This is a genomic window from Loktanella salsilacus (assembly GCF_900114485.1).
GTDB classification, from domain to species: domain Bacteria; phylum Pseudomonadota; class Alphaproteobacteria; order Rhodobacterales; family Rhodobacteraceae; genus Loktanella; species Loktanella salsilacus.
Map to the genome: position 1 here is coordinate 134,275 of NZ_FOTF01000011.1, position 19,000 is coordinate 153,274.

Here is a 19,000-nt window from a genome sequence, read left to right on the forward strand (position 1 = left end):
ATTGCCCAGGTATTCCCCGCTACGTGCGGGCATTTTGGAAAGGGGCGGATCGTGACCCGCCCCCTATTCTTAGAACTGGTCGTCGAACTTCTTGGCCAGATCTTCGATATTGTCTGGCGGCCAGTCCTCGACGTCCATGCCAAGGTGCAGACCCATGCCCGACAGCACTTCCTTGATCTCGTTCAAGGACTTGCGGCCAAAGTTCGGCGTGCGCAGCATTTCGGCTTCGGTCTTCTGGATCAGATCGCCGATATAGACGATGTTGTCGTTCTTCAGGCAGTTTGCCGAACGAACAGACAGTTCCAGCTCGTCGACTTTCTTGAGCAGCAGCGGGTTGAATTCCAGCCCGTCGTCGTCGCCACCAGCAGAAGCCGATTCTGGTTCGTCGAAGTTCACGAAAACCTGCAGCTGGTCCTGAAGGATGCGCGCAGCATAGGCCACAGCATCGTCAGGCGTCAGCGAGCCGTCGGTTTCGATCTTCATCGTCAGCTTGTCATAGTCCAGAACCTGACCTTCGCGGGTCGGCTGAACGTCATAGCTGACCTTCTTGACCGGGGAATAGATCGCGTCGATTGCGATCATGCCAATCGGGGCATCCTCGGGCTTGTTCTTGTCAGCGGCGACATAGCCCTTACCGGTGTTGACGGTCAGTTCCATGTACAGATCAGCGCCATCGTCAAGGTGGCAGATCACGTGATCCTTGTTCAGAACCTCAATGCCAGACGTTTCCGAGATGTCGCCAGCGGTGACAATGCCCGGACCTTTAGCCTGAACGCTCAGACGCTTCGGGCCTTCCACGTCCATACGGATCGCGACGCCCTTCAGGTTCAGAACGATGTCAGTGACATCTTCGCGAACACCAGAGACGGAGGAGAATTCATGCAGGACATTGTCGATCTGCACGGCCGTGATAGCGGCACCTTGCAGCGACGACATCAGGATGCGGCGCAGCGCGTTGCCAAGCGTAAGGCCAAAGCCACGCTCCAGCGGTTCTGCGATCAAGGTCGCCTGACGGTGCGGGTCATTGCCCGGCTTCACGTCCAGCTGTGTCGGCTTGATCAGCTCAGCCCAGTTTTTGTGGATCATAGTCCCTCCATCCTTGCTCGACTTCATGTCCAAAAAGTCGGGCGCTCGAGGTTTCAAAACGGCAGATTGGGGCCGCGCACAATCGCGCGGCCCCTCTCATGTAGTAGTCTAACTTAGACCCGGCGACGCTTTGGTGGGCGGCAGCCGTTGTGGGCCATCGGGGTCACATCACGGATCGAAGTGATGTTGAAACCGGCAGCAGCCAGCGCACGCAGCGCGGACTCACGACCCGAACCGGGGCCCTGCACTTCGACTTCCAGCGTCTTGACGCCGTGTTCTTGGGCTTTCTTGCCAACATCTTCTGCAGCCATCTGAGCAGCATAAGGAGTCGATTTACGCGAACCCTTGAAGCCCATGGTGCCTGCGGACGACCAGGCAATCGCGTTGCCTTGAACGTCCGAGATCAGGATCTTGGTGTTGTTGAAAGAAGAGTTCACATGCGCAACGCCAGCTGCGATGTTCTTGGAGACCTTTTTCTTGCCGGTCCGGCGGGTATCTCGTGCCATGACGGGGGCTCCTTATTTCTTCTTGCCAGCAATGGCCTTAGCGGGGCCTTTGCGGGTGCGAGCGTTGGTGTGCGTACGCTGACCGCGAACGGGCAGACCACGACGGTGACGCAGGCCGCGGTAGCAGCCAAGGTCCATCAAACGCTTGATGTTCATCTGGGTTTCACGACGCAGGTCACCTTCAACAGTAACGTGCTCGTCGATGTATTCGCGGATCTTCAACACTTCAGCGTCGGACAGATCGTTCACGCGGCGCGTGACGTCGATGCCAGTTGCTTCGCAGATCTGTGCTGCAGTCGTGTTGCCGATTCCGGCAATATAGGTCAGGGCGATTGGAACCCGCTTTGCAGTCGGGATGTTTACGCCGGCAATACGTGCCACGTGAGCTTTCCTTTTCGTTGCGGGTCCGTGATACCAGACCCTTTTTTCACAACGCAGGCCCGACCGAACGTGCGGCGGGCCCATGTCATATAAGGTAATCCGTAACGTTTGGGTGCGACCCTAGCTACGGCAGTGATTCCCTTGCGGGATGGGGGTATCTAGAGGCGTGCTGGCCGGGGGTCAAGCCCCCAACCGAACAGTGCCGTCATAGCGATTTTTTGATCTGCGCCGCCACTTCGTCCATGCTGGCCAAACCATCAACCGACCGCAGGTCACCACGGGCGTAGTAATAGCCGACAAGCGGACTGGTTTGCTTGTAATAAGCCAGCAGACGCGTCTTTAGGCTTTCTTCGTTGTCATCGGCGCGGCGAACAAACTCGGATTTTTCGCCGCAGCTGGTGCAGACGCCATCACTCGGAATTGGCTTGGTCGCGTCATTATAGACTTCGCCGCAATTCCCGCAGGTCGATCGTGCCGTGATCCGCGCAACAAGCGCATTATCGTCGACCTTCATCTCGATCACGCGGTCAAGGTTCTCGCCCAGCTCAGCCAGTAAATTACCAAGTGCATCAGCCTGCGCCAGAGTCCGGGGGAAGCCGTCAAAGATGTAGCCGTTCGCCGAATCGTCATTGGTCAGTTGCTCGCGGATCAGACCGATGACGATTTCATCGGTGACCAGTTCGCCGCGATCCATGACATCAGCGACGCGCTTGCCCATTTCGGTGCCAGACGTGCGGGCGGCCCGCAGCATATCACCCGTGGAAAGCTGCACCATGCCACGTTCGTCAACGAGACGACGCGCTTGTGTTCCTTTGCCCGCCCCCGGCGGTCCTAGTAGGATAATATTCATCGACGCGCCGGTCCCCTCCGCTTGCTCGCACCACGCTTGCCACGTAGCTGCGATTTTTCAATCAGCCCCTCGTACTGGTGTGCCAGCAAGTGAGACTGAATCTGTTGTATCGTATCCATCCCTACCGAGACGATAATCAAAACCGAAGTGCCACCAAAGTAGAATGGCACAGCGAACTGGCTACGGATGATTTCCGGCAACAAGGCGACAAGCGCCAGATAGCCAGAGCCCAAAACCAGAATGCGAGTTACGACATAGTCAAGATATTCGGCCGTCTTCTTGCCCGGACGAATGCCTGGAACAAAGCCGTTTTGGTTCTTCAAGTTATCCGCGACCTCATCGGTCTTAAAGGCGACCTCGCGGGTATAGAAGTAGGTAAAGAACACGATCATGATCGTGAAGAACAACAGATAAAGAGGCTGACCCGGGCCAAAGTAGGCCAGAAGCGTCGACATCACGACGTTGGTCGATCCACCAGAGAATGTGCTGATCGTCGTCGGCAGCAGAAGCAGAGCCGAGGCAAAGATCGCAGGAATCACGCCAGCCGGGTTCACCTTGATCGGCAAGTGGCTAGAGGAGGCGTCATAGACCTTCATGCCGCGTTGCTGACGGGGGTACTGGATGTGGATCTTGCGCAAGCTCCGCTCCATGAACACCACAAAGGCCAGAATTGCGATGACCATTAAGATCACACCGACAATGACGAAGGGGCTAATTGCACCCGACCGGCCCTGCGACAGGAACTGCGCCAAAGCAGCCGGTACCTCGGCAATGATGCCGACGAAGATGATCAAAGAGATACCGTTACCGATGCCGCGGCTGGTGATCTGCTCACCCACCCACATCAGGAACATGGTGCCGCCGACGATCGTAATCACGCAAGCTGCGGTAAAGAACAGGCCAGGGTTGGACGCAAGGCCGCCCGCCTCAAGTGACTTTGCAAGACCATAGGCCTGCGCCGTTGCCAGCAGAACCGTACCATAGCGCGTGTACTGGTTCATCTTGCGACGCCCCTGCTCACCCTCTTTCTTGAGGTTCTTCAGCGGCTCCCACATGGAGCCCAGAAGCTGCACAATGATCGAAGCCGAGATATACGGCATGATCCCAAGGGCAAAGATGCCCATCCGGGACAGCGCACCACCGGTGAACATCGAAAGGATGCCACCGATACCAGCAGCCGCGTCGTCCATAAAGGCGCGCAGCTGGATGCCGTCGATGCCGGGAACCGGAATATACGTCCCAAGGCGGTACACCATCAGCATACCAATGGTGAAAAGGATACGGCTGCGCAGCTCTGTCGCCTTGCCGAAGGCGCCCCAGCTCATGTTGGCGGCCATTTGTTCTGCAGCGGATGCCATGCAAGTCTCTTTTATATGAAAAACGCCGCCAGTCGGATGTCCCGGTGGCGGCGTTTGGGAAAACTCAGACCCTATCTAGGCGACGAAGCCGTCGCCCGCAAGCGATCAGGCCGCTTCAGTGCCAGCCTTTGGCTTAGCAGTCACAGTCACGCTACCGCCGGCTTTTTCGATTGCCTCGATTGCGCCTTTGGATGCACCGTGAACGACCAGCGTGATCTTCGATGTGATCTCGCCTTTTGCCAGAACGCGGATACCGTCCTTCAGACGACGGATCAGGCCGGATGCGATCAGCGCATCTTCGGTCAGGTCGTTCTTAGGATCGATTTTACCTTCGTCGATGAACTTCTGGATCAGGCCCACGTTCACGACCGAATAGGTCTTTGCGTTGATGTTGTTGAAACCGCGCTTAGGAAGACGCTGGTACAACGGCATCTGACCGCCTTCGTAGCCACCGATCGAAACACCCGAACGGGACTTCTGACCTTTGATACCACGACCACCGGTCTTACCTTTGCCGGAACCTGGGCCACGGCCAACGCGCTTGCGACGGTGGGTTGCGCCTTCGTTGTCGGACAGTTCATTCAGCTTAAACATTGTCGCTTCTCCTTTAGCCGGAGGACCACACCCAGCGACGGGAACGTGGCACACGGCATTACATATGAATCGGCACCCGAACGGGAGCAGACTGGCGGCGTATAGCGTTGGCGCATTCCTGCGTCAAGGAACCGAATCTTGGATCGCACTATTTGCCCCCTGCCCTGCTAGCCGCCTTAAAATCCGACCGATTTAACGCAAGACGCCCCGGCGGTAGCCGAGGCGTTCATCATCATGCGGATGTTTGAAGCTTAAAGTCCGTAAGCGGACTGCTTGGCGATTTCCGCAATGTTGTTACGGCTGATACCGATGTCGGCAAGCTCGCGTGGGCCCATGGCGCTTAGTTCGTTATAGACGCGGCGATAGACAGCGCGCTGCGCACGGCGGTCGCGCAGGTCTGCGATGGTGTCGATGATGACCTGACCAAAGGTCGAGCCGGAAACGTGCGGTGCGAGAGTGTTCATATTTGCCATGATGGCGTCCAATCTATGTGCGGGCCATTTGGTGTTTTTCACCAAACAGTTCATTTCGTTTGTAGGGCTCATCTAGGCCCCATAACCGAGTCGGACAATCGCTAGAAACTGCGGGCTGTTATGCGCGAAACGCATAGCATTTAAGCAGTTTATAAACGCTGAATTTACACTCTGTCAGAAACGCAAAACGCCCCAAGGTTTCCCTCGGGGCGTTCCGATAGTTCTCGCAACCAAATGGTCGCTGGCAGCTTAGCCGCGCTCTTCGATGATCTTAACGAGGTGCGGGATGCTGTTGACCATGCCGCGGACGGAAGGTGTATCTTCCAGCTCGCGCTCACGGTTCATTTTGTTCAGGCCGAGGCCGACCAGCGTTGCACGCTGAACGGCGGGGCGACGGATCGGAGAACCGATCTGCTTGACGACGATTGTTTTAGCCATGCTCAGATCTCCTTACGCGTCAGCCGAAGCTTCAGCTTCGGTGGCATTGTGGGCCACGTCGCTTTGCTCGGTCACGTGATCGTCACGCTTGGGCAGAATGTCGGCGACTTTCTTGCCGCGACGCTGCGCCACAGAGCGGGGCGATTGTTCTTTGTTCAGGCCTTCGATGGTGGCCCGGATCATGTTGTAGGGGTTCGACGAACCGATGGACTTGGACACAACGTCCTGAACGCCCAGCATTTCGAACACAGCACGCATTGGACCACCGGCGATGATACCAGTACCAGCTGTTGCTGCACGCATCACAACGCGGCCAGCGCCGTGGCGGCCTTCCATGTCGTGGTGCAGAGTCCGGCCGTCCTTCAGGGCGACGCGAATCATCTGACGCTTAGCTTGCTCAGTTGCCTTACGGATCGCTTCGGGGACCTCTTTGGCCTTGCCCTTACCGAAACCGACGCGGCCTTTTTGGTCGCCGACGACGACGAGTGCGGCGAAGCCAAAGCGCTTACCACCCTTGACGGTCTTGGACACGCGGTTGATGGCGACCAGACGATCGGCAAATTCCGGTGTTGCTTCTTCGCGAGGACGACGGTTCCCGCGCTGTTCACGTTCTGCCATGTGTGGCATTCCTTATCTTGGTGGCTTGCGCCGCTTGGGTCGATCGCAGTGGGACAAAAAGCCCCCCGATCATCGAGGCGGACACCCTAACGGGCATCCGCCTTCACTTTAGCTTAGACTTTCAGACCAGCTTCACGCGCGGCGTCGGCAACTGCCTTCACCTTGCCATGAAACAGGAAACCGCCACGATCGAAGTACGCGGTTTCGACACCAGCTGCCTTGGCACGCTCTGCAATAGCAGCGCCCACCTTCTTGGCAGCTTCGATGTTGTTCTGACCAACGACGCCCAGTGCCTTTTCGAGAGTGGAAGCGGACGCAAGCGTCACGCCGTTCACATCGTCGATCAGCTGGACGCTGATGTTCTTGTTGGAACGGTGAACCGACAGGCGCATACGCCCGGAGTTCACAGCCCGCAGTTTGTTCCGGACGCGCATGCGGCGCTTCAGAAACAGAGTTCTTTTGCTGTTTGCCATGATATGCGTCCTTACTTCTTCTTACCTTCTTTGCGGAAGATATACTCACCTTTGTACTTGATGCCCTTGCCCTTATAGGGCTCGGGTGCACGCCACTCGCGAATATTCGCGGCGACCTGGCCAACAAGCTGCTGGTCGATACCTTCAACAATGATTTCGGTCTGCTTAGGGGCCGTCACAGTGACGCCCTCAGGCACTTCGAAGTTCACATCGTGGCTGTAACCGAGCGCCAATTTCAGGACTTTGTCGCCCTGCATTGTTGCACGATAACCAACGCCGTTGATTTCAAGTTCTTTCTTGAAACCAGTGGTGACGCCGGTGACGAGGTTTTCCACCATCGAACGAGACATGCCCCACTGCTGACGAGCGCGCTTGGATTTGCCGCGCGGCGTCACAGTGATTGCATTGTTCTCGACCGAGAAGGTCACGTCGTCGGTTGCCTTAAAGGAACGTGTCCCTTTAGGGCCTTTTACTTCGATGGTCTGGCCGGAGACTGTCGCCTCAACCCCGGAGGGCAGCTCGACCGGCTTCTTACCAATACGAGACATTATGCTCTCCTTAGAATACGGTGCAAAGCACTTCGCCGCCGACGTTGGCTGCGCGTGCATTTGCATCAGACATCACACCTTTAGAGGTGGAGACAATCGAAACACCGAGGCCCTGACGGACGGACGGCAGATCATTGACGGCCATGTAGACGCGACGACCGGGCTTAGAGACCCGCTTCACTTCACGAATGACGGCATCGCCTTCATAGTACTTGAGGCTAATGTCAAAGGCGGGGTGACCGTCCTTGCCATCTTTCGCCTCATAGCCGCGGATGTAGCCTTCGTCGGCCAGCACATCCAGAACCCAGCCACGCAGCTTGGACGCAGGTGTTTCCACCACGCTCTTGCCGCGCATTTGGCCGTTACGGATGCGTGTCAGCATATCACCGATAGGATCGTTCATAATAAATTCTCCTTACCAGCTCGACTTGACCATGCCGGGGATTTCGCCATTGGAACCAAGGTTCCGCAGCGCGATCCGGCTGATCTTGAGTTTGCGGTAATAGGCGTGAGGACGCCCGGTCAACTGGCAACGGTTGTGCAGACGCACGGCAGAAGAGTTACGCGGCAGTTTGGCCAAAGCCATAGTTGCCTTGAAACGCTCTTCGACTGGCTTCTCTTGGTCGTTGATGATCGCTTTCAGAGCCGCACGCTTCTCAGCATACTGCGCCACCAGCTTTTCGCGCTTCTTCTCGCGCTCGATCATGGATTTCTTAGCCATATCTAATATTCTCCCAATCAGCTGTTGAAGGGCATGTTGAACGCTTTCAACAGGCTCTTGGCTTCAGCGTCGGTTGCTGCGGTGGTGCAGATCACGATGTCCATGCCCCAGTTCTCGTCGATCTTGTCGAAGTTGATCTCGGGGAACACCAGGTGCTCTTTCAGACCGGTGGCATAGTTGCCACGGCCGTCAAAAGACTTGCCGGACACGCCGCGGAAGTCGCGGATACGCGGCATTGCGACGGTGATCAGACGGTCCAGGAATTCGTACATCTTGTCGCCACGCAGGGTAACTTTCGCACCCAGCGGCATGTCCTCACGAACGCGGAAACCAGCGATGGATCTCTTAGCGCGTGTGGTCAGGGCCTTTTGGCCGGCGATTGTGGACAAATCTTCCTGAGCGGATTTGGCTTTTTTGCTGTCACGGACAGCTTCAGCACCACAACCGATGTTCAGAACGATTTTGTCCAGCTTTGGAACCTGCATTTGGTTCTTGTAGCTGTACTCTTCCGTCAGCGCAGCGCGGATCGTATCGATATACTGCTGCTTCAGGCGCGGGGTGTAGTTTGCTTGATCGAGCATCAGAGTGCATCCCCTGTGGTCTTGGCAAAGCGCACCTTGTTCTCGCCGTCCATACGGAAACCGACGCGAGTCGCTTTACCGTTGGCATCGACCAGCGACAGGTTGCTCAGCTGGATCGGCATCGCCTTAGGCGTACGACCGCCTTCGGACGACTGCGACTGCTTGGCGTGACGGATCGAGATGTTTACACCCTCGACGATCGCTTTGCCAGCTTTCGGATCCACAGATTTAATCTCGCCGGACAGACCTTTGTCCTTACCAGCAAGCACGATGACTTTGTCACCTTTGCGAAGTTTGGCAGCCATTACAGCACCTCCGGCGCAAGAGAGATGATTTTCATGAAGTTCTTGGCGCGCAGCTCACGAACAACTGGTCCGAAGATACGGGTACCAACTGGCTCGTTGTTGTTATTCAGAATAACAGCAGCGTTGCGATCGAAACGGATCGCGGTGCCGTCTTCACGGCGAACTTCTTTAGCGGTGCGTACGACGACGGCCTTACGGACGTCACCCTTCTTTACGCGACCACGTGGAATAGCTTCTTTGACCGACACCACGATGATGTCACCCACGGAAGCATACCGGCGGTGCGAACCGCCCAGAACCTTAATGCACTGAACACGGCGAGCGCCGCTGTTGTCAGCAACATCCAGGTTGGTCTGCATCTGGATCATTTGGTTACCTTTCGACCTTTAAGGCGCTTTGTCGATTTCTGTCCGACGGGCCCTAGGGTTTCGTTAAACTGTTGGTGGCGCAGCTTAAGCTGCGATCACTTCCCAGCGTTTCGTCTTGGACTTAGGCGCACATTCCTGAATGCGAACCTGATCGCCAACGTTGAACGTGTTGTTCTCGTCGTGGGCGCGGTATTTCTTGGACTTCCGCACAGTCTTGTGCAGCAGCGGGTGCTTAAAGCGACGCTCGACCGAAACGGTCACAGTCTGCTCGTTCTGGTTCGACGTCACGACGCCTGTCAGGATACGCTTAGGCATTCTTTAGGCCTCCGACTTGGCAGCGTCTGCTGCTTTTTGGTTAAGAATCGTTTTCACGCGAGCAGCGGAGCGACGTGCGTTCCGGATGCCTGCGGTGTTTTCCAGCTGGCCAGTAGCCTGCTGGAAACGCAGATTGAAGGACTCTTTCTTAAGGTTTACAAGCTCTTCCCGAAGTTGGTCGGGCGTCTTGTCACGCAGTTCGTTGGCGTTCATGCCATTTCCTTTCAACATCACTGGAAGGCCCAAAAGGGTCACCCGTCGTCCAGTGGAGTTCACGATGAAGCGCTCCTCTACAGGTGTTGCACCCATGTGGCAACCCCTTAGACCACTGTAAACTAGGGTTTCGGCTTGCGCTGCCATCGCTTTGGGTCGAGGGTTAATTTCGCACTAACGGCCCCGGCCAAATTGAAAGGTTTTAACCGTGCTAAAGATTTCCCTAGCCCTCTCCGCCCTGATGGCCCTGACGGCCTGCAACTCGTTCGACCCCGTCGCAGCCGCCGCCCAAGACGCCCACAACGAAACGCTAAAGCAGACCGTTTCACCAGAAGGCCAGTCCCTGCCAGAAAACATCGCCTCGCAGCGCGTTGTCGCTCAGTAACCGAACTGTGGCTTGTTGAATGCGGGCCGCGATGCAGTATCTGCGCATATCTGCCTTTCGCGGTTTTAGGGATTCGATAAGATGGCGTTCAGACCTTTCCTTGCCTTTTGCGCTCTATCCGTGGCCTTGCAAGCCCACACCGCATCAGCCGGGGCCTGCGACTACAGACTAAGCTCCCTGATCGGCAAAGGCTCCGCCGCGGTCGCATCCACCGGAAGCAGCGTCACCAGCGCTGCTGGCAATGCCCTTGGGTATTACACCTTAACCGACGCCGCGACTGGGGCGTCCTTGTTGGGGTCGGCGGCCGTTAGCACCTCGGCGGCTGGGGCAGCGGGTCTGGTGGCAAGCACCGGATCCGGCCTTGGCGCTGCAGGCGCGGCACTGGTATCACCGATCGGAATTGCGGTTGGCGTGGTCCTTGCCGTCGGTGTCGCGGGATCCGAAGGGTACTGCTACTTTAAGGATGAGCGGATCACCGAGTACGATGATGTACTAAGCGTGGTGCAAAGCCTCGCGGCGAACGCAGACCCGCTCTATTTCGAGCTCATTCAGCCAAGTACCCCGCTCGCTAAGCAAGCGATCTTGATCATTGCCGATAGCACAGGCGCATTTACGGAATATGAGGTCGCCAAGCTTTATATCGTCAACGGAGCCCTCAAGTATCGGGCTCCGCTGCGGGACAAGACGATCGGCAATATCAGCCTTGATATCGTGCCGGCAGCGGCAGAGTAATCAATCGCCCCAGCGATAGTTAAAGCTCACACTGATCCGGTCTTCCTCTGCCATGTTCATCGGCACCTCGTGGCGCAGCCAGCTTTCCCACAGCAGCACATCACCCACGTCCGGGGCGACATAGATGAACTGGCGCAGCGCCTCCTCTGCCCCTTTCACGCGGCCAGGAGAGGCCATCATCATCGGCAGACGCGGGTCTTCAAACTTGATCGCAGAAGTACCCTTGGGCATGGCAACATAGGTCGTGCCAGAGATGACGGAATGCGGGTGGATGTGCGCCGTGTGAATGCCGCCCTCTGGCAGGATGTTGATCCACAAATCTTCCAGCTTCAGCTTCTTATCGCCCAGATCGAACGCCAGATCGGCCGCAAAGGATTTGACGTGCTTATCCAGCGCTTTCTTCAGCGTCTTAAAGATCGGCATCCGCCACGGCAGGTCCGTCAGCGACGCGTAAGACGTGTAGCCCGGAAAGTCGTGCTCCTCGCACCACGCCTGCCCTGCCTCATCATCCTCGGCAATGGACAGACATGTCGCCTCCAACTCGGCGGCGTCGATAGGTTTGCCATGCTCTGACAGCTTGGCGCGATAAAGGCGGGTCACGAAGAGTGATGAGATATCTGACATGCCCCCATCATATCGCAGCGCCAGAGCTGTGGCGAGAGCAGACTTACGCATCTTGATTTGGGTCAAGGCTGATTGAGCGGCAGCAAGCTAGAATAGCGAAGTAAAAAGGAGACAACGATGTCCAACACACCCCACGAACTATCCGAAGAATTTCCCGCGCAAGCCGAGCAGCTGAAGGCCCTGCGCGCATCGAACGCGCACTTCGCAAAACTGACTGACGAATACCACGAGGTAAATCGCGCCGTTCACCGGGCGGAAACTGACGTGGAGCCCACCACAGACGAGCATATGGCTGACATGCGCAAGCAGCGCCTGCATTTGAAAGATCAGATCGCTGCGGCACTTTCCGCCGCTTGAACTCAAGCTCACCGCTGAAACGAAAAAGCCCCCGCCGATCTCTCGGCGGGGGCTTCTTATTTCAGAAGGGCGATAAGCCCGACTTTTTACCAGTCTTCGCGAACGACCGTGCGGGTCTTGATCGGAAGCTTCATCGCAGCAAGGCGCAGAGCCTCGCGTGCAGTGACTTCGTCAACACCGTCGATTTCGAACATCACGCGGCCAGGCTTAACCTTGGCTGCCCAGAAGTCGACAGAACCCTTACCTTTACCCATACGAACTTCGACGGGCTTAGAGGTGACGGGCAGATCCGGGAAAATACGGATCCAGACGCGGCCTTGACGCTTCATGTGACGCGTCATGGCACGACGTGCAGCTTCGATCTGGCGTGCAGTGATCCGCTCGGGCTCAATCGCCTTCAGACCATAGGTGCCAAAGTTCAGGTCAGACCCGCCCTTTGCTTCGCCATGGATCCGGCCCTTGTGCATCTTGCGGAATTTAGTGCGCTTTGGTTGCAGCATCTTGTGTTACTCCTTAGCGATCACGGCGCGGGCCACCAGGACCGCGCGGGATAGCGCCTTCCTGAAGCTCGGCGTGCTTGCGATCATGTCCGGTTGGGTCGTGCTCCATCAGCTCGCCTTTGAAGATCCAGACCTTGATCCCGATGATGCCATAGGGGGTCATTGCTTCGTACAGCGCATAGTCGATGTCGGCACGCAGCGTGTGCAGAGGCACGCGGCCTTCACGGTACCATTCGGTCCGTGCGATCTCGGCGCCGCCAAGACGGCCGGCCAGGTTCACACGAATGCCCAAGGCACCCATACGCATGGTGTTCTGCACGGCGCGCTTCATAGCACGACGGAAGGACACACGACGCTCAAGCTGCTGACCGATGTTTTCAGCAACCAGGGCTGCGTCCATCTCGGGCTTGCGCACTTCAACGATGTTCAGGTGCAGTTCGGACTTCGTCAGCTTGGCCAGTTTCAGACGCAGACCTTCGATGTCTGCACCTTTTTTGCCAATGATGACGCCCGGACGTGCTGCGTGGATCGTGACGCGGCACTTACGGTGCGGACGCTCGATGATCACGTGGCTGATGCCAGCCTGCTTGCACTCTTTGCGGATGAACGCCTTGATGGCGAGGTCTTCCAGCAGCAGATTGCCGTAGTCCTTGGTATCTGCATACCAGCGGCTGTCCCAGGTACGGTTGACCTGCAGACGCATGCCGATGGGATTGACTTTGTTACCCATTATGCTTGCTCCTCAATCTGGCGTACCAGGATTGTGATTTCCGAGAACGGCTTGACGATCTTGCCGAACCGGCCACGAGCCCGCGGACGACCGCGCTTCATGATCAGGTTCTTGCCCACATAGGCCTCGGCGACGACCAGTTCATCGACGTCCAGGTTGTGGTTGTTCTCGGCGTTAGCGATAGCCGACTGAAGGCACTTCTTCACGTCGCCAGCAATACGCTTCTTGCTGAAGGTCAGGTCCGTCAGGGCCTTCTCAACCTTTTTACCGCGGATCAACGCAGCAACCAGGTTCAGCTTTTGCGGGCTGGTACGCAGCATCCGCAGCTTTGCGCGGGCTTCGTTGTCGGCCACGCGGCGGGGATTTTTGTCCTTGCTCATGGCTTACTTCCGCTTCGCTTTTTTGTCGGCTGCGTGACCGTAATAGGTCCGTGTCGGGGAATACTCACCGAACTTCTGACCGATCATGTCTTCGCTGACGTTGACAGGGATATGCTTCTTGCCGTTGTACACACCAAACGTCAGGCCCACAAACTGGGGCAGGATCGTGGAGCGACGCGACCAGATCTTGATAACTTCGTTGCGGCCGCCTTCGCGGACCGCTTCGGCCTTCTTCAACACATAAGCGTCGACGAAAGGGCCTTTCCATACAGAGCGAGCCATATTAGCGGCCTTTCTTCTTCTGGTGACGCGAACGGACGATCAGACGCGAGGACGCCTTGTTCTTGTCGCGAGTCTTGTTGCCCTTGGTGCCCTTGCCCCACGGGGTGACCGGGTGACGACCACCGGAGGTCCGACCTTCACCACCACCATGCGGGTGGTCGATCGGGTTCATAGCGACACCGCGAACGGACGGACGCACGCCATAGTGGCGCATACGACCGGCTTTACCGAGGTTCTGGTTGCTGTTGTCAGGGTTAGACACGGCACCGATGGTGGCCATGCATTCCTGACGGACCAGACGCAGTTCGCCCGAGGACAAACGGATCTGAGCGTAGCCGCCGTCACGACCAACGAACTGGGCATAGGTGCCAGCAGCACGAGCGATCTGGCCGCCCTTGCCTTGCTTCAGTTCGATGTTGTGAACGATGGTACCGATCGGCATGCCAGAGAAAGGCATAGCGTTGCCTGGCTTGATGTCAGCTTTGGCCGACGCGATGACCTTGTCACCGATCGAAACACGCTGAGGTGCCAGGATGTAATTCTGTGTGCCGTCTTCGTACTGGATCAGCGCGATGAAAGCGGTGCGGTTCGGGTCATATTCGATCCGCACGATAACAGCGGACATGTCCAGCTTGTTACGCTTGAAATCGACGATGCGGTAAAGACGCTTAGCGCCCCCACCAATACGACGCATGGTGATCCGTCCGGTGTTGTTCCGGCCGCCCGATTTCGTAAGACCCTGAGTAAGGGCCTTAACGGGACGTCCTTTCCAAAGCTCCGAACGGTCGATCAGCACCAGCCCACGCTGGCCCGGCGTCGTCGGTTTGTACGACTTTAGTGCCATGTTTCTGTCTTCCGTTTGCTTGGCGGCGCCCCTTGCAGGGTGCCTGAAGTGAAGGGCCCCGAAGGTCCCAAAGAATAAACCAAACGGCCCCGGAACGAATCCGAGGCCGCGTGATTGACGGCTGATAGCAGGGAGGGGGTGAGCTGGCAAGGGCGGCGCAACACTTACCAGTCTACAATCCTATCATAAAGATCTTCGGTAAGATCCCCAGGCGCAAATGTAGCTAGCTGACCTACCGGAAAGGGGACATCCTTCAAATCATCAGCAACAAAGGCCGCGATTGTAAATGCCTCACGAAACTTTGCATAATAAAGCCTGACATTCGGCTTAAGAGCGAAATCGCCCCATCCGTATTCAAAGTGACCCTCTGTATCAATTTTTCCCTGCTTCAAAAATTTTGTCTCTCCGACACTTTTCAAAAGACTTTCAGGAAGTACCCCAGAGAAATTTTCCGAGCTCGTGAACCACCTCACTTGAACTGCTCCCGCATCTGGAACGGGATATCCAACATCCTCATATCGCAGAGCGAAGCCGACTTTAGCTGCAAAAGCCTGCATATGAGAGCCTAAAATTGGACCATCAGCTTTAAATGCAGCTAAATTTTCATCAAAAATGCCTTGAGATGCTAACATCGCCCTCATTTCATTGGGGGGAACCATGATTTCACGCGGCAATCCGGGTGCGACCCGACCGACCTCATTCATTACCTTGTCCCACTCAGCGCTATCTGCATCATTTTGGATACCCGGGAAGGTCCGAGTCATAAAAGTTGCCACGACATCCAAGCGGCTGGTGCCCTGATTACATTCAGCGCAACACGGAAACTCTAAGCCCCGAGGTCGCTGGGACATTCGGAACATCGCCCGGGGTGGCATGTGATCAATTTGGATAGCCTTGCGCCGACCAGCGCAGTAAAGGCATCCATTTGCGTTTGCCAGTATATCAGCGTGCTTGCGCTGTTTTAGCTTTGCTTCGCCCATTTGCTTTCAGCTCCTAGCCGAACCTTGTTCCAAATCATTAAGGTGACTTTCGTAAAAAAGGCCCCCCGCTTTCGCAGGGGGCCTTTTTTAGTCTAACCGTAAAGCCAGTCTTACAGACCGGTGGACACGTCGATGGAGTTACCCTCTTCGAGCGTCACATAGGCCTTCTTAACGTCCTTACGGGTACCAAGCGAGCCGCGGAAGCGCTTCACTTTACCTTTGGTGATCGTCGTGTTGACGGCCTTGACCTTCACACCGAACAGGGCCTCAACGGCCTGCTTGATCATCGGCTTGTTGGCGTCGATAGCCACCTCGAAAACAACACCGTTGTTCTCGGATGTCTGGGTCGCCTTTTCCGTGATGATCGGCTTGCGGATCACGTCGTAGTGTTCTGCCTTCGCGCTCATTTCAGTCGAGCCTCCAGTGCTTCGAGACCGGCCTTCGTGATGACCAAGGTATCGCTTTTCAGAATATCATAGACGTTCGCGCCCATGGAGGGCAGGACGTCCAGATTGGCCAAGTTGCGCGCTGCGCGGGCGAAGTCAGCGTTGACCTCGGCACCGTCGATGATCAGCGCGCGCTTCCAGCCGCGATCGTTCACGTGCTTAGCCAGCGCCGATGTCTTGGCGTTGTCGACAGCCAGTTGGTCGATCACGACCAGCTCGCCAGCCAACAGCTTAGCGGACAGCGCGTGACGCAGACCCAGCTTGCGGAACTTCTTGGTCAGCTCGTGGCCGTGGCTACGCGGGGTTGGACCCTTGTAAACACCACCGTGACGGAAGATCGGCGCGCCTTTGGAACCGTGACGTGCGCCACCGGTGCCTTTTTGGCGATAGATCTTCTTGGTCGAGTAAGACACATCGGAACGGCCCAGCGTGGAGTGTGTACCCTGCTGTGCGTTGTTACGCTGCCAACGGACCACACGGTGCAGGATGTCCGCACGCGGCTCCAGTCCGAAGATGGCGTCATCCAGTTCCACGGAACCAGCGGATGCGCCGTCGATCTTGATTGCATCAGCCTTCATTTTTGTCACCCTCGTTTGCGGCGTCGTCCGCCGGGGTTTCGTTTGCGGCCTCAGCTTCAGCTGCCTCAAGTGCGGCCTGCTCTGCTTCAGCGGCGGCCAGTGCGGCTGCTGCTTCTGCAGCGGCTGCGGCTGCTGCTGCTTCTTCGGCCAGACGCTTGGCTTCGTCGTCCATGGACTTCAGGCCAGCTGGGTACATCACGCCTTCGGGTGTCGCCTTTTTGACGGCATCCTTAACAGTGACCCATGCGCCCTTAGAACCGGGAACAGCGCCTTTGACCATGATCAAGCCGCGATCGGGGTCGGTCTTGATGACCTGCAGGTTCTGGGTGGTAACACGAGCGGAACCCATGTGACCGGCCATCTTTTTACCTTTAAAGATGCGGCCCGGATCCTGACACTGGCCAACGGAGCCGTGCGAACGGTGCGACACGGAAACACCGTGCGACGCGCGCAAACCACCGAAGTTGTGACGCTTCATGGCACCCTGGAAACCTTTACCGATCGATGTGCCGGAGATGTCGACAAACTGACCAGCGAAGTAGTGGTTCGCAGTGATTTCTTCGCCAACGGCGATCATGTTTTCGGTCGCAACGCGGAATTCAGCAACCTTGCGCTTTGGTTCCACATTCGCCTTGGCGAAGTGGCCACGCATTGGCGCGCTGACGCGCTTTACCTTGGCTGTGCCAGCACCCAGCTGAACGGCTGTGTAGCCGTCACGCTCGGGCGTACGCTGTGCGACGACCTGAAGGTTTTCCAGCGCAAGAACGGTCACCGGGATCTGGCGGCCGTCTTCCATGAACAAGCGGGTCATGCCCAGCTTCTTCGCGATCAATCCTGTACGGAGCATATTCAATATCCTCCTTAAACGCTGATCTGCACGTCCACGCCAGCGGCGAGGTCGAGCTTCATCAGGGCGTCAACGGTCTGCGGAGTCGGATCGACGATATCAAGCAAACGCTTGTGCGTACGGATCTCGAACTGGTCGCGCGACTTCTTGTCGATGTGCGGACCGCGCAAAACGGTGAATTTTTCGATCTTGTTTGGCAGCGGGATCGGGCCACGAACCGAAGCGCCGGTGCGCTTAGCGGTAGAGACGATCTCTGCGGTGGAAGCGTCAAGGACGCGGTAGTCAAACGCCTTCAGGCGGATGCGGATGTTCTGGCTGGCTGCCATGTGACATCACCCTTCAACTAGGGCTTAGATCGGAGAGGAGGAGACAGGCTCATCCGGCCCCCTCGTCGCGTCTTATGGTAACTTAAAAAGGGCACGCAAAGCGCACCCTTGGTGAGTTGCTGGCCGTATAGGGTGAGTCGGGCGGTGTGGCAAGGGGGGTTCTTGCCCTGCAACGCCACACTATGCCCCCCTAGCCTTCGTCGCGGGCCTGCTGCCTTCGCCTAATCGCGGCGTCAACTCGGCGTTGTCGCACAGGCGTGTCCACGGCAAGCTTAGGGATAGCAAATGGTTTACCCGCTGCGTCCACCGCAACCATCGTAAAATAGCATGAATTGGTATGTCGGCGCGTTCCATCGCGGATATTCTCCGCTTCAACCCTGATACCAATCTCCATGGATGTGCGCCCTGCGTAGTTCACGCTCGCCCGAAATGTGACCAATTCCCCCACTGCGATCGGTTCCTTGAACACCACGCGGTCAACCGAAAGGGTCACCGCGTATTCACCCGAATAGCGAGACGCACAGGAGAAAGCGACGCGGTCTAACAAGTTCAAAAGCGCGCCTCCGTGAACTTTTCCACTGAAATTTGCCATATCAGGCGTCATCAGAACAGTCATTTCTAGCTCTCTGCGGTCCATGTATTCCCTTTCGACGTCGAAGCGCTCATCGCAATGCTTAAAAATATACGAAAAAGGCCGCCTCCTTTCGGAAGCGGCCTTTCTGTTGTCGGACCGTTGCCGGTCTGACGGATGGCTTACGCCAGGATCTTGGACACAACGCCAGCGCCGACGGTGCGGCCGCCTTCGCGGATTGCGAAACGCAGGCCGTCTTCCATGGCGATCGGTGCGATCAGTTCGACTTCGAACTTCAGGTTGTCACCAGGCATAACCATTTCCGTGCCCTCGGGCAGGATCACGGTGCCGGTCACGTCCGTTGTACGGAAGTAGAACTGCGGGCGGTAGTTCGCGAAGAACGGTGTGTGACGACCGCCTTCTTCCTTGTTCAGGATATAGGCCTCGGCCTCGAACTTAGTGTGCGGTGCAACCGACTTTGGCTTACACAGAACCTGACCACGCTCCACGCCTTCACGGTCGATGCCGCGCAGCAGGATACCGACGTTGTCACCAGCTTGACCGGAGTCCAGCAGCTTGCGGAACATCTC

Annotated in this window: 34 protein-coding genes; 3 read left to right on the plus strand and 31 right to left on the minus strand. The window is 56.9% G+C overall.

All coding sequences use genetic code 11. From position 1 onward, the window contains the following. Positions 1 to 69: 69 nt before the first annotated feature. The 18 genes from BM131_RS11750 to rpmC form a co-directional block, all read right to left on the minus strand. Positions 70 to 1,086, minus strand: coding sequence for a DNA-directed RNA polymerase subunit alpha (locus BM131_RS11750; RefSeq protein WP_090189670.1), 1,017 nt, complete (start codon positions 1,084 to 1,086; stop codon positions 70 to 72). Positions 1,087 to 1,199: 113 nt separating this feature from the next. Beyond that, positions 1,200 to 1,592 carry a 30S ribosomal protein S11 gene (rpsK, locus tag BM131_RS11755; protein ID WP_072858530.1) on the minus strand — a complete coding sequence of 131 codons (393 nt, stop codon included), beginning with the start codon at positions 1,590 to 1,592 and terminating at the stop codon, positions 1,200 to 1,202. A gap of 12 nt (positions 1,593 to 1,604) precedes the next feature. After that, the gene (rpsM, locus tag BM131_RS11760) at positions 1,605 to 1,973 is read right to left on the minus strand and encodes a 30S ribosomal protein S13 (RefSeq protein WP_090189672.1); all 369 of its coding nucleotides are present in this window, start codon (positions 1,971 to 1,973) and stop codon (positions 1,605 to 1,607) included. A gap of 205 nt (positions 1,974 to 2,178) precedes the next feature. Next, a complete protein-coding gene (locus BM131_RS11765) occupies positions 2,179 to 2,823 on the minus strand; it encodes an adenylate kinase (protein WP_090189673.1) in 645 nt (214 codons plus the stop codon). Then, a complete protein-coding gene (gene secY, locus BM131_RS11770) occupies positions 2,820 to 4,181 on the minus strand; it encodes a preprotein translocase subunit SecY (protein ID WP_245754222.1) in 1,362 nt (453 codons plus the stop codon). The genes BM131_RS11765 and secY overlap by 4 nt, the downstream gene beginning before the upstream one ends. A 105-nt stretch (positions 4,182 to 4,286) precedes the next feature. Further along, entirely contained in the window at positions 4,287 to 4,775 is a 489-nt protein-coding gene (gene rplO / locus BM131_RS11775; protein WP_090189675.1) for a 50S ribosomal protein L15, read from the minus strand. A gap of 251 nt (positions 4,776 to 5,026) precedes the next feature. Then, complete coding sequence (locus BM131_RS11780; RefSeq protein ID WP_245754223.1) at positions 5,027 to 5,248, minus strand: DUF1127 domain-containing protein; 222 nt, start codon at positions 5,246 to 5,248, stop codon at positions 5,027 to 5,029. Between the two features lie 249 nt (positions 5,249 to 5,497). Then, on the minus strand, positions 5,498 to 5,686 hold the full coding sequence (gene rpmD, locus BM131_RS11785) for a 50S ribosomal protein L30 (protein ID WP_090189679.1): 189 nt from the start codon (positions 5,684 to 5,686) through the stop codon (positions 5,498 to 5,500). A gap of 12 nt (positions 5,687 to 5,698) precedes the next feature. Continuing rightward, a complete protein-coding gene (rpsE, locus tag BM131_RS11790) occupies positions 5,699 to 6,304 on the minus strand; it encodes a 30S ribosomal protein S5 (protein WP_090189681.1) in 606 nt (201 codons plus the stop codon). Positions 6,305 to 6,417: 113 nt separating this feature from the next. Beyond that, positions 6,418 to 6,777 (minus strand): 50S ribosomal protein L18, encoded by a 360-nt coding sequence (gene rplR, locus BM131_RS11795; RefSeq protein WP_090189683.1) that lies wholly within the window; start codon positions 6,775 to 6,777, stop codon positions 6,418 to 6,420. A gap of 11 nt (positions 6,778 to 6,788) precedes the next feature. Next, a complete protein-coding gene (rplF, locus tag BM131_RS11800; protein WP_090189685.1) occupies positions 6,789 to 7,325 on the minus strand; it encodes a 50S ribosomal protein L6 in 537 nt (178 codons plus the stop codon). 10 nt (positions 7,326 to 7,335) lie between these two features. Continuing rightward, positions 7,336 to 7,728, minus strand: a complete 393-nt coding sequence (gene rpsH / locus BM131_RS11805) for a 30S ribosomal protein S8 (protein ID WP_090189686.1) — start codon at positions 7,726 to 7,728, stop codon at positions 7,336 to 7,338. Between the two features lie 12 nt (positions 7,729 to 7,740). Then, the gene (gene rpsN / locus BM131_RS11810; RefSeq protein ID WP_090189688.1) at positions 7,741 to 8,046 is read right to left on the minus strand and encodes a 30S ribosomal protein S14; all 306 of its coding nucleotides are present in this window, start codon (positions 8,044 to 8,046) and stop codon (positions 7,741 to 7,743) included. A 17-nt stretch (positions 8,047 to 8,063) separates the two neighbouring features. Beyond that, positions 8,064 to 8,627: a 50S ribosomal protein L5 gene (rplE, locus tag BM131_RS11815; protein WP_090189690.1), complete on the minus strand. Its 564-nt coding sequence runs from the start codon at positions 8,625 to 8,627 to the stop codon at positions 8,064 to 8,066. Continuing rightward, positions 8,627 to 8,932 (minus strand): 50S ribosomal protein L24, encoded by a 306-nt coding sequence (rplX, locus tag BM131_RS11820; RefSeq protein WP_090189692.1) that lies wholly within the window; start codon positions 8,930 to 8,932, stop codon positions 8,627 to 8,629. Before rplX ends, rplE begins: the two co-directional genes overlap by 1 nt. Beyond that, complete coding sequence (gene rplN / locus BM131_RS11825) at positions 8,932 to 9,300, minus strand: 50S ribosomal protein L14 (protein ID WP_009574016.1); 369 nt, start codon at positions 9,298 to 9,300, stop codon at positions 8,932 to 8,934. Before rplN ends, rplX begins: the two co-directional genes overlap by 1 nt. Positions 9,301 to 9,384: 84 nt before the next feature. Beyond that, a complete protein-coding gene (gene rpsQ, locus BM131_RS11830) occupies positions 9,385 to 9,615 on the minus strand; it encodes a 30S ribosomal protein S17 (RefSeq protein ID WP_090189694.1) in 231 nt (76 codons plus the stop codon). A 3-nt stretch (positions 9,616 to 9,618) separates the two neighbouring features. Continuing rightward, positions 9,619 to 9,828 carry a 50S ribosomal protein L29 gene (gene rpmC / locus BM131_RS11835; protein WP_090189696.1) on the minus strand — a complete coding sequence of 70 codons (210 nt, stop codon included), beginning with the start codon at positions 9,826 to 9,828 and terminating at the stop codon, positions 9,619 to 9,621. A gap of 208 nt (positions 9,829 to 10,036) precedes the next feature. Here rpmC and BM131_RS20265 point away from each other — a divergent pair, with 208 nt between their 5' ends. Beyond that, the gene (locus BM131_RS20265) at positions 10,037 to 10,213 is read left to right on the plus strand and encodes a hypothetical protein (protein WP_175499301.1); all 177 of its coding nucleotides are present in this window, start codon (positions 10,037 to 10,039) and stop codon (positions 10,211 to 10,213) included. An 81-nt stretch (positions 10,214 to 10,294) separates the two neighbouring features. Continuing rightward, on the plus strand, positions 10,295 to 10,945 hold the full coding sequence (locus tag BM131_RS11840) for a hypothetical protein (RefSeq protein ID WP_090189698.1): 651 nt from the start codon (positions 10,295 to 10,297) through the stop codon (positions 10,943 to 10,945). Here BM131_RS11840 and BM131_RS11845 read toward each other — a convergent pair whose 3' ends face one another. Continuing rightward, positions 10,946 to 11,569 (minus strand): TIGR02466 family protein, encoded by a 624-nt coding sequence (locus BM131_RS11845; protein WP_090189700.1) that lies wholly within the window; start codon positions 11,567 to 11,569, stop codon positions 10,946 to 10,948. It lies immediately after the preceding gene. A gap of 117 nt (positions 11,570 to 11,686) precedes the next feature. Between BM131_RS11845 and BM131_RS11850 the strand changes: the two genes are divergently transcribed. Continuing rightward, a complete protein-coding gene (locus tag BM131_RS11850) occupies positions 11,687 to 11,926 on the plus strand; it encodes an HP1242/YdcH family protein (RefSeq protein ID WP_090189703.1) in 240 nt (79 codons plus the stop codon). An 86-nt stretch (positions 11,927 to 12,012) separates the two neighbouring features. Here the strand turns inward: BM131_RS11850 and rplP are convergent, their stop codons facing one another. The 12 genes from rplP to BM131_RS11910 form a co-directional block, all read right to left on the minus strand. Beyond that, entirely contained in the window at positions 12,013 to 12,426 is a 414-nt protein-coding gene (rplP, locus tag BM131_RS11855; protein WP_090189705.1) for a 50S ribosomal protein L16, read from the minus strand. 13 nt (positions 12,427 to 12,439) lie between these two features. Further along, positions 12,440 to 13,156: a 30S ribosomal protein S3 gene (rpsC, locus tag BM131_RS11860; RefSeq protein WP_090189707.1), complete on the minus strand. Its 717-nt coding sequence runs from the start codon at positions 13,154 to 13,156 to the stop codon at positions 12,440 to 12,442. Beyond that, on the minus strand, positions 13,156 to 13,536 hold the full coding sequence (gene rplV / locus BM131_RS11865; protein ID WP_090189709.1) for a 50S ribosomal protein L22: 381 nt from the start codon (positions 13,534 to 13,536) through the stop codon (positions 13,156 to 13,158). Before rplV ends, rpsC begins: the two co-directional genes overlap by 1 nt. A gap of 3 nt (positions 13,537 to 13,539) precedes the next feature. Continuing rightward, the gene (gene rpsS / locus BM131_RS11870; RefSeq protein ID WP_090189711.1) at positions 13,540 to 13,818 is read right to left on the minus strand and encodes a 30S ribosomal protein S19; all 279 of its coding nucleotides are present in this window, start codon (positions 13,816 to 13,818) and stop codon (positions 13,540 to 13,542) included. A 1-nt stretch (position 13,819) separates the two neighbouring features. Then, complete coding sequence (rplB, locus tag BM131_RS11875) at positions 13,820 to 14,662, minus strand: 50S ribosomal protein L2 (protein WP_090189713.1); 843 nt, start codon at positions 14,660 to 14,662, stop codon at positions 13,820 to 13,822. A 164-nt stretch (positions 14,663 to 14,826) separates the two neighbouring features. Next, positions 14,827 to 15,447: a hypothetical protein gene (locus BM131_RS11880; protein ID WP_139222618.1), complete on the minus strand. Its 621-nt coding sequence runs from the start codon at positions 15,445 to 15,447 to the stop codon at positions 14,827 to 14,829. Positions 15,448 to 15,752: 305 nt separating this feature from the next. Next, on the minus strand, positions 15,753 to 16,049 hold the full coding sequence (locus BM131_RS11885; RefSeq protein ID WP_090189717.1) for a 50S ribosomal protein L23: 297 nt from the start codon (positions 16,047 to 16,049) through the stop codon (positions 15,753 to 15,755). Beyond that, a complete protein-coding gene (rplD, locus tag BM131_RS11890) occupies positions 16,046 to 16,666 on the minus strand; it encodes a 50S ribosomal protein L4 (RefSeq protein ID WP_090189719.1) in 621 nt (206 codons plus the stop codon). The genes BM131_RS11885 and rplD overlap by 4 nt, the downstream gene beginning before the upstream one ends. Further along, positions 16,656 to 17,513 (minus strand): 50S ribosomal protein L3, encoded by an 858-nt coding sequence (gene rplC / locus BM131_RS11895; protein WP_090189721.1) that lies wholly within the window; start codon positions 17,511 to 17,513, stop codon positions 16,656 to 16,658. The genes rplD and rplC overlap by 11 nt, the downstream gene beginning before the upstream one ends. A 14-nt stretch (positions 17,514 to 17,527) precedes the next feature. Beyond that, on the minus strand, positions 17,528 to 17,839 hold the full coding sequence (gene rpsJ / locus BM131_RS11900) for a 30S ribosomal protein S10 (protein ID WP_056032218.1): 312 nt from the start codon (positions 17,837 to 17,839) through the stop codon (positions 17,528 to 17,530). Positions 17,840 to 18,029: 190 nt separating this feature from the next. Beyond that, a complete protein-coding gene (locus tag BM131_RS11905) occupies positions 18,030 to 18,476 on the minus strand; it encodes an acyl-CoA thioesterase (RefSeq protein ID WP_090189723.1) in 447 nt (148 codons plus the stop codon). Between the two features lie 116 nt (positions 18,477 to 18,592). Further along, on the minus strand, positions 18,593 to 19,000 hold a 408-nt coding region (locus BM131_RS11910; protein WP_483869203.1), incomplete at its 5' end, for an elongation factor Tu.

Bases quoted from the DNA above. Each gene is read 5' to 3' on its own strand.
- BM131_RS11750 (WP_090189670.1), bottom strand. From the start codon at position 1,086: ATGATCCACAAAAACTGGGCTGAGCTGATCAAGCCGACACAGCTGGAC.
- rpsK (WP_072858530.1), bottom strand. From the start codon at position 1,592: ATGGCACGAGATACCCGCCGGACCGGCAAGAAAAAGGTCTCCAAGAAC.
- BM131_RS11765 (WP_090189673.1), bottom strand. From the start codon at position 2,823: ATGAATATTATCCTACTAGGACCGCCGGGGGCGGGCAAAGGAACACAA.
- secY (WP_245754222.1), bottom strand. From the start codon at position 4,181: ATGGCATCCGCTGCAGAACAAATGGCCGCCAACATGAGCTGGGGCGCC.
- rplO (WP_090189675.1), bottom strand. From the start codon at position 4,775: ATGTTTAAGCTGAATGAACTGTCCGACAACGAAGGCGCAACCCACCGT.
- BM131_RS11780 (WP_245754223.1), bottom strand. From the start codon at position 5,248: ATGGCAAATATGAACACTCTCGCACCGCACGTTTCCGGCTCGACCTTT.
- rpmD (WP_090189679.1), bottom strand. From the start codon at position 5,686: ATGGCTAAAACAATCGTCGTCAAGCAGATCGGTTCTCCGATCCGTCGC.
- rpsE (WP_090189681.1), bottom strand. From the start codon at position 6,304: ATGGCAGAACGTGAACAGCGCGGGAACCGTCGTCCTCGCGAAGAAGCA.
- rplR (WP_090189683.1), bottom strand. From the start codon at position 6,777: ATGGCAAACAGCAAAAGAACTCTGTTTCTGAAGCGCCGCATGCGCGTC.
- rplF (WP_090189685.1), bottom strand. From the start codon at position 7,325: ATGTCTCGTATTGGTAAGAAGCCGGTCGAGCTGCCCTCCGGGGTTGAG.
- rpsH (WP_090189686.1), bottom strand. From the start codon at position 7,728: ATGAACGATCCTATCGGTGATATGCTGACACGCATCCGTAACGGCCAA.
- rpsN (WP_090189688.1), bottom strand. From the start codon at position 8,046: ATGGCTAAGAAATCCATGATCGAGCGCGAGAAGAAGCGCGAAAAGCTG.
- rplE (WP_090189690.1), bottom strand. From the start codon at position 8,627: ATGCTCGATCAAGCAAACTACACCCCGCGCCTGAAGCAGCAGTATATC.
- rplX (WP_090189692.1), bottom strand. From the start codon at position 8,932: ATGGCTGCCAAACTTCGCAAAGGTGACAAAGTCATCGTGCTTGCTGGT.
- rplN (WP_009574016.1), bottom strand. From the start codon at position 9,300: ATGATCCAGATGCAGACCAACCTGGATGTTGCTGACAACAGCGGCGCT.
- rpsQ (WP_090189694.1), bottom strand. From the start codon at position 9,615: ATGCCTAAGCGTATCCTGACAGGCGTCGTGACGTCGAACCAGAACGAG.
- rpmC (WP_090189696.1), bottom strand. From the start codon at position 9,828: ATGAACGCCAACGAACTGCGTGACAAGACGCCCGACCAACTTCGGGAA.
- BM131_RS11840 (WP_090189698.1), top strand. From the start codon at position 10,295: ATGGCGTTCAGACCTTTCCTTGCCTTTTGCGCTCTATCCGTGGCCTTG.
- BM131_RS11845 (WP_090189700.1), bottom strand. From the start codon at position 11,569: ATGTCAGATATCTCATCACTCTTCGTGACCCGCCTTTATCGCGCCAAG.
- BM131_RS11850 (WP_090189703.1), top strand. From the start codon at position 11,687: ATGTCCAACACACCCCACGAACTATCCGAAGAATTTCCCGCGCAAGCC.
- rplP (WP_090189705.1), bottom strand. From the start codon at position 12,426: ATGCTGCAACCAAAGCGCACTAAATTCCGCAAGATGCACAAGGGCCGG.
- rpsC (WP_090189707.1), bottom strand. From the start codon at position 13,156: ATGGGTAACAAAGTCAATCCCATCGGCATGCGTCTGCAGGTCAACCGT.
- rplV (WP_090189709.1), bottom strand. From the start codon at position 13,536: ATGAGCAAGGACAAAAATCCCCGCCGCGTGGCCGACAACGAAGCCCGC.
- rpsS (WP_090189711.1), bottom strand. From the start codon at position 13,818: ATGGCTCGCTCTGTATGGAAAGGCCCTTTCGTCGACGCTTATGTGTTG.
- rplB (WP_090189713.1), bottom strand. From the start codon at position 14,662: ATGGCACTAAAGTCGTACAAACCGACGACGCCGGGCCAGCGTGGGCTG.
- BM131_RS11885 (WP_090189717.1), bottom strand. From the start codon at position 16,049: ATGAGCGCGAAGGCAGAACACTACGACGTGATCCGCAAGCCGATCATC.
- rplD (WP_090189719.1), bottom strand. From the start codon at position 16,666: ATGAAGGCTGATGCAATCAAGATCGACGGCGCATCCGCTGGTTCCGTG.
- rplC (WP_090189721.1), bottom strand. From the start codon at position 17,513: ATGCTCCGTACAGGATTGATCGCGAAGAAGCTGGGCATGACCCGCTTG.
- rpsJ (WP_056032218.1), bottom strand. From the start codon at position 17,839: ATGGCAGCCAGCCAGAACATCCGCATCCGCCTGAAGGCGTTTGACTAC.
- BM131_RS11905 (WP_090189723.1), bottom strand. From the start codon at position 18,476: ATGGACCGCAGAGAGCTAGAAATGACTGTTCTGATGACGCCTGATATG.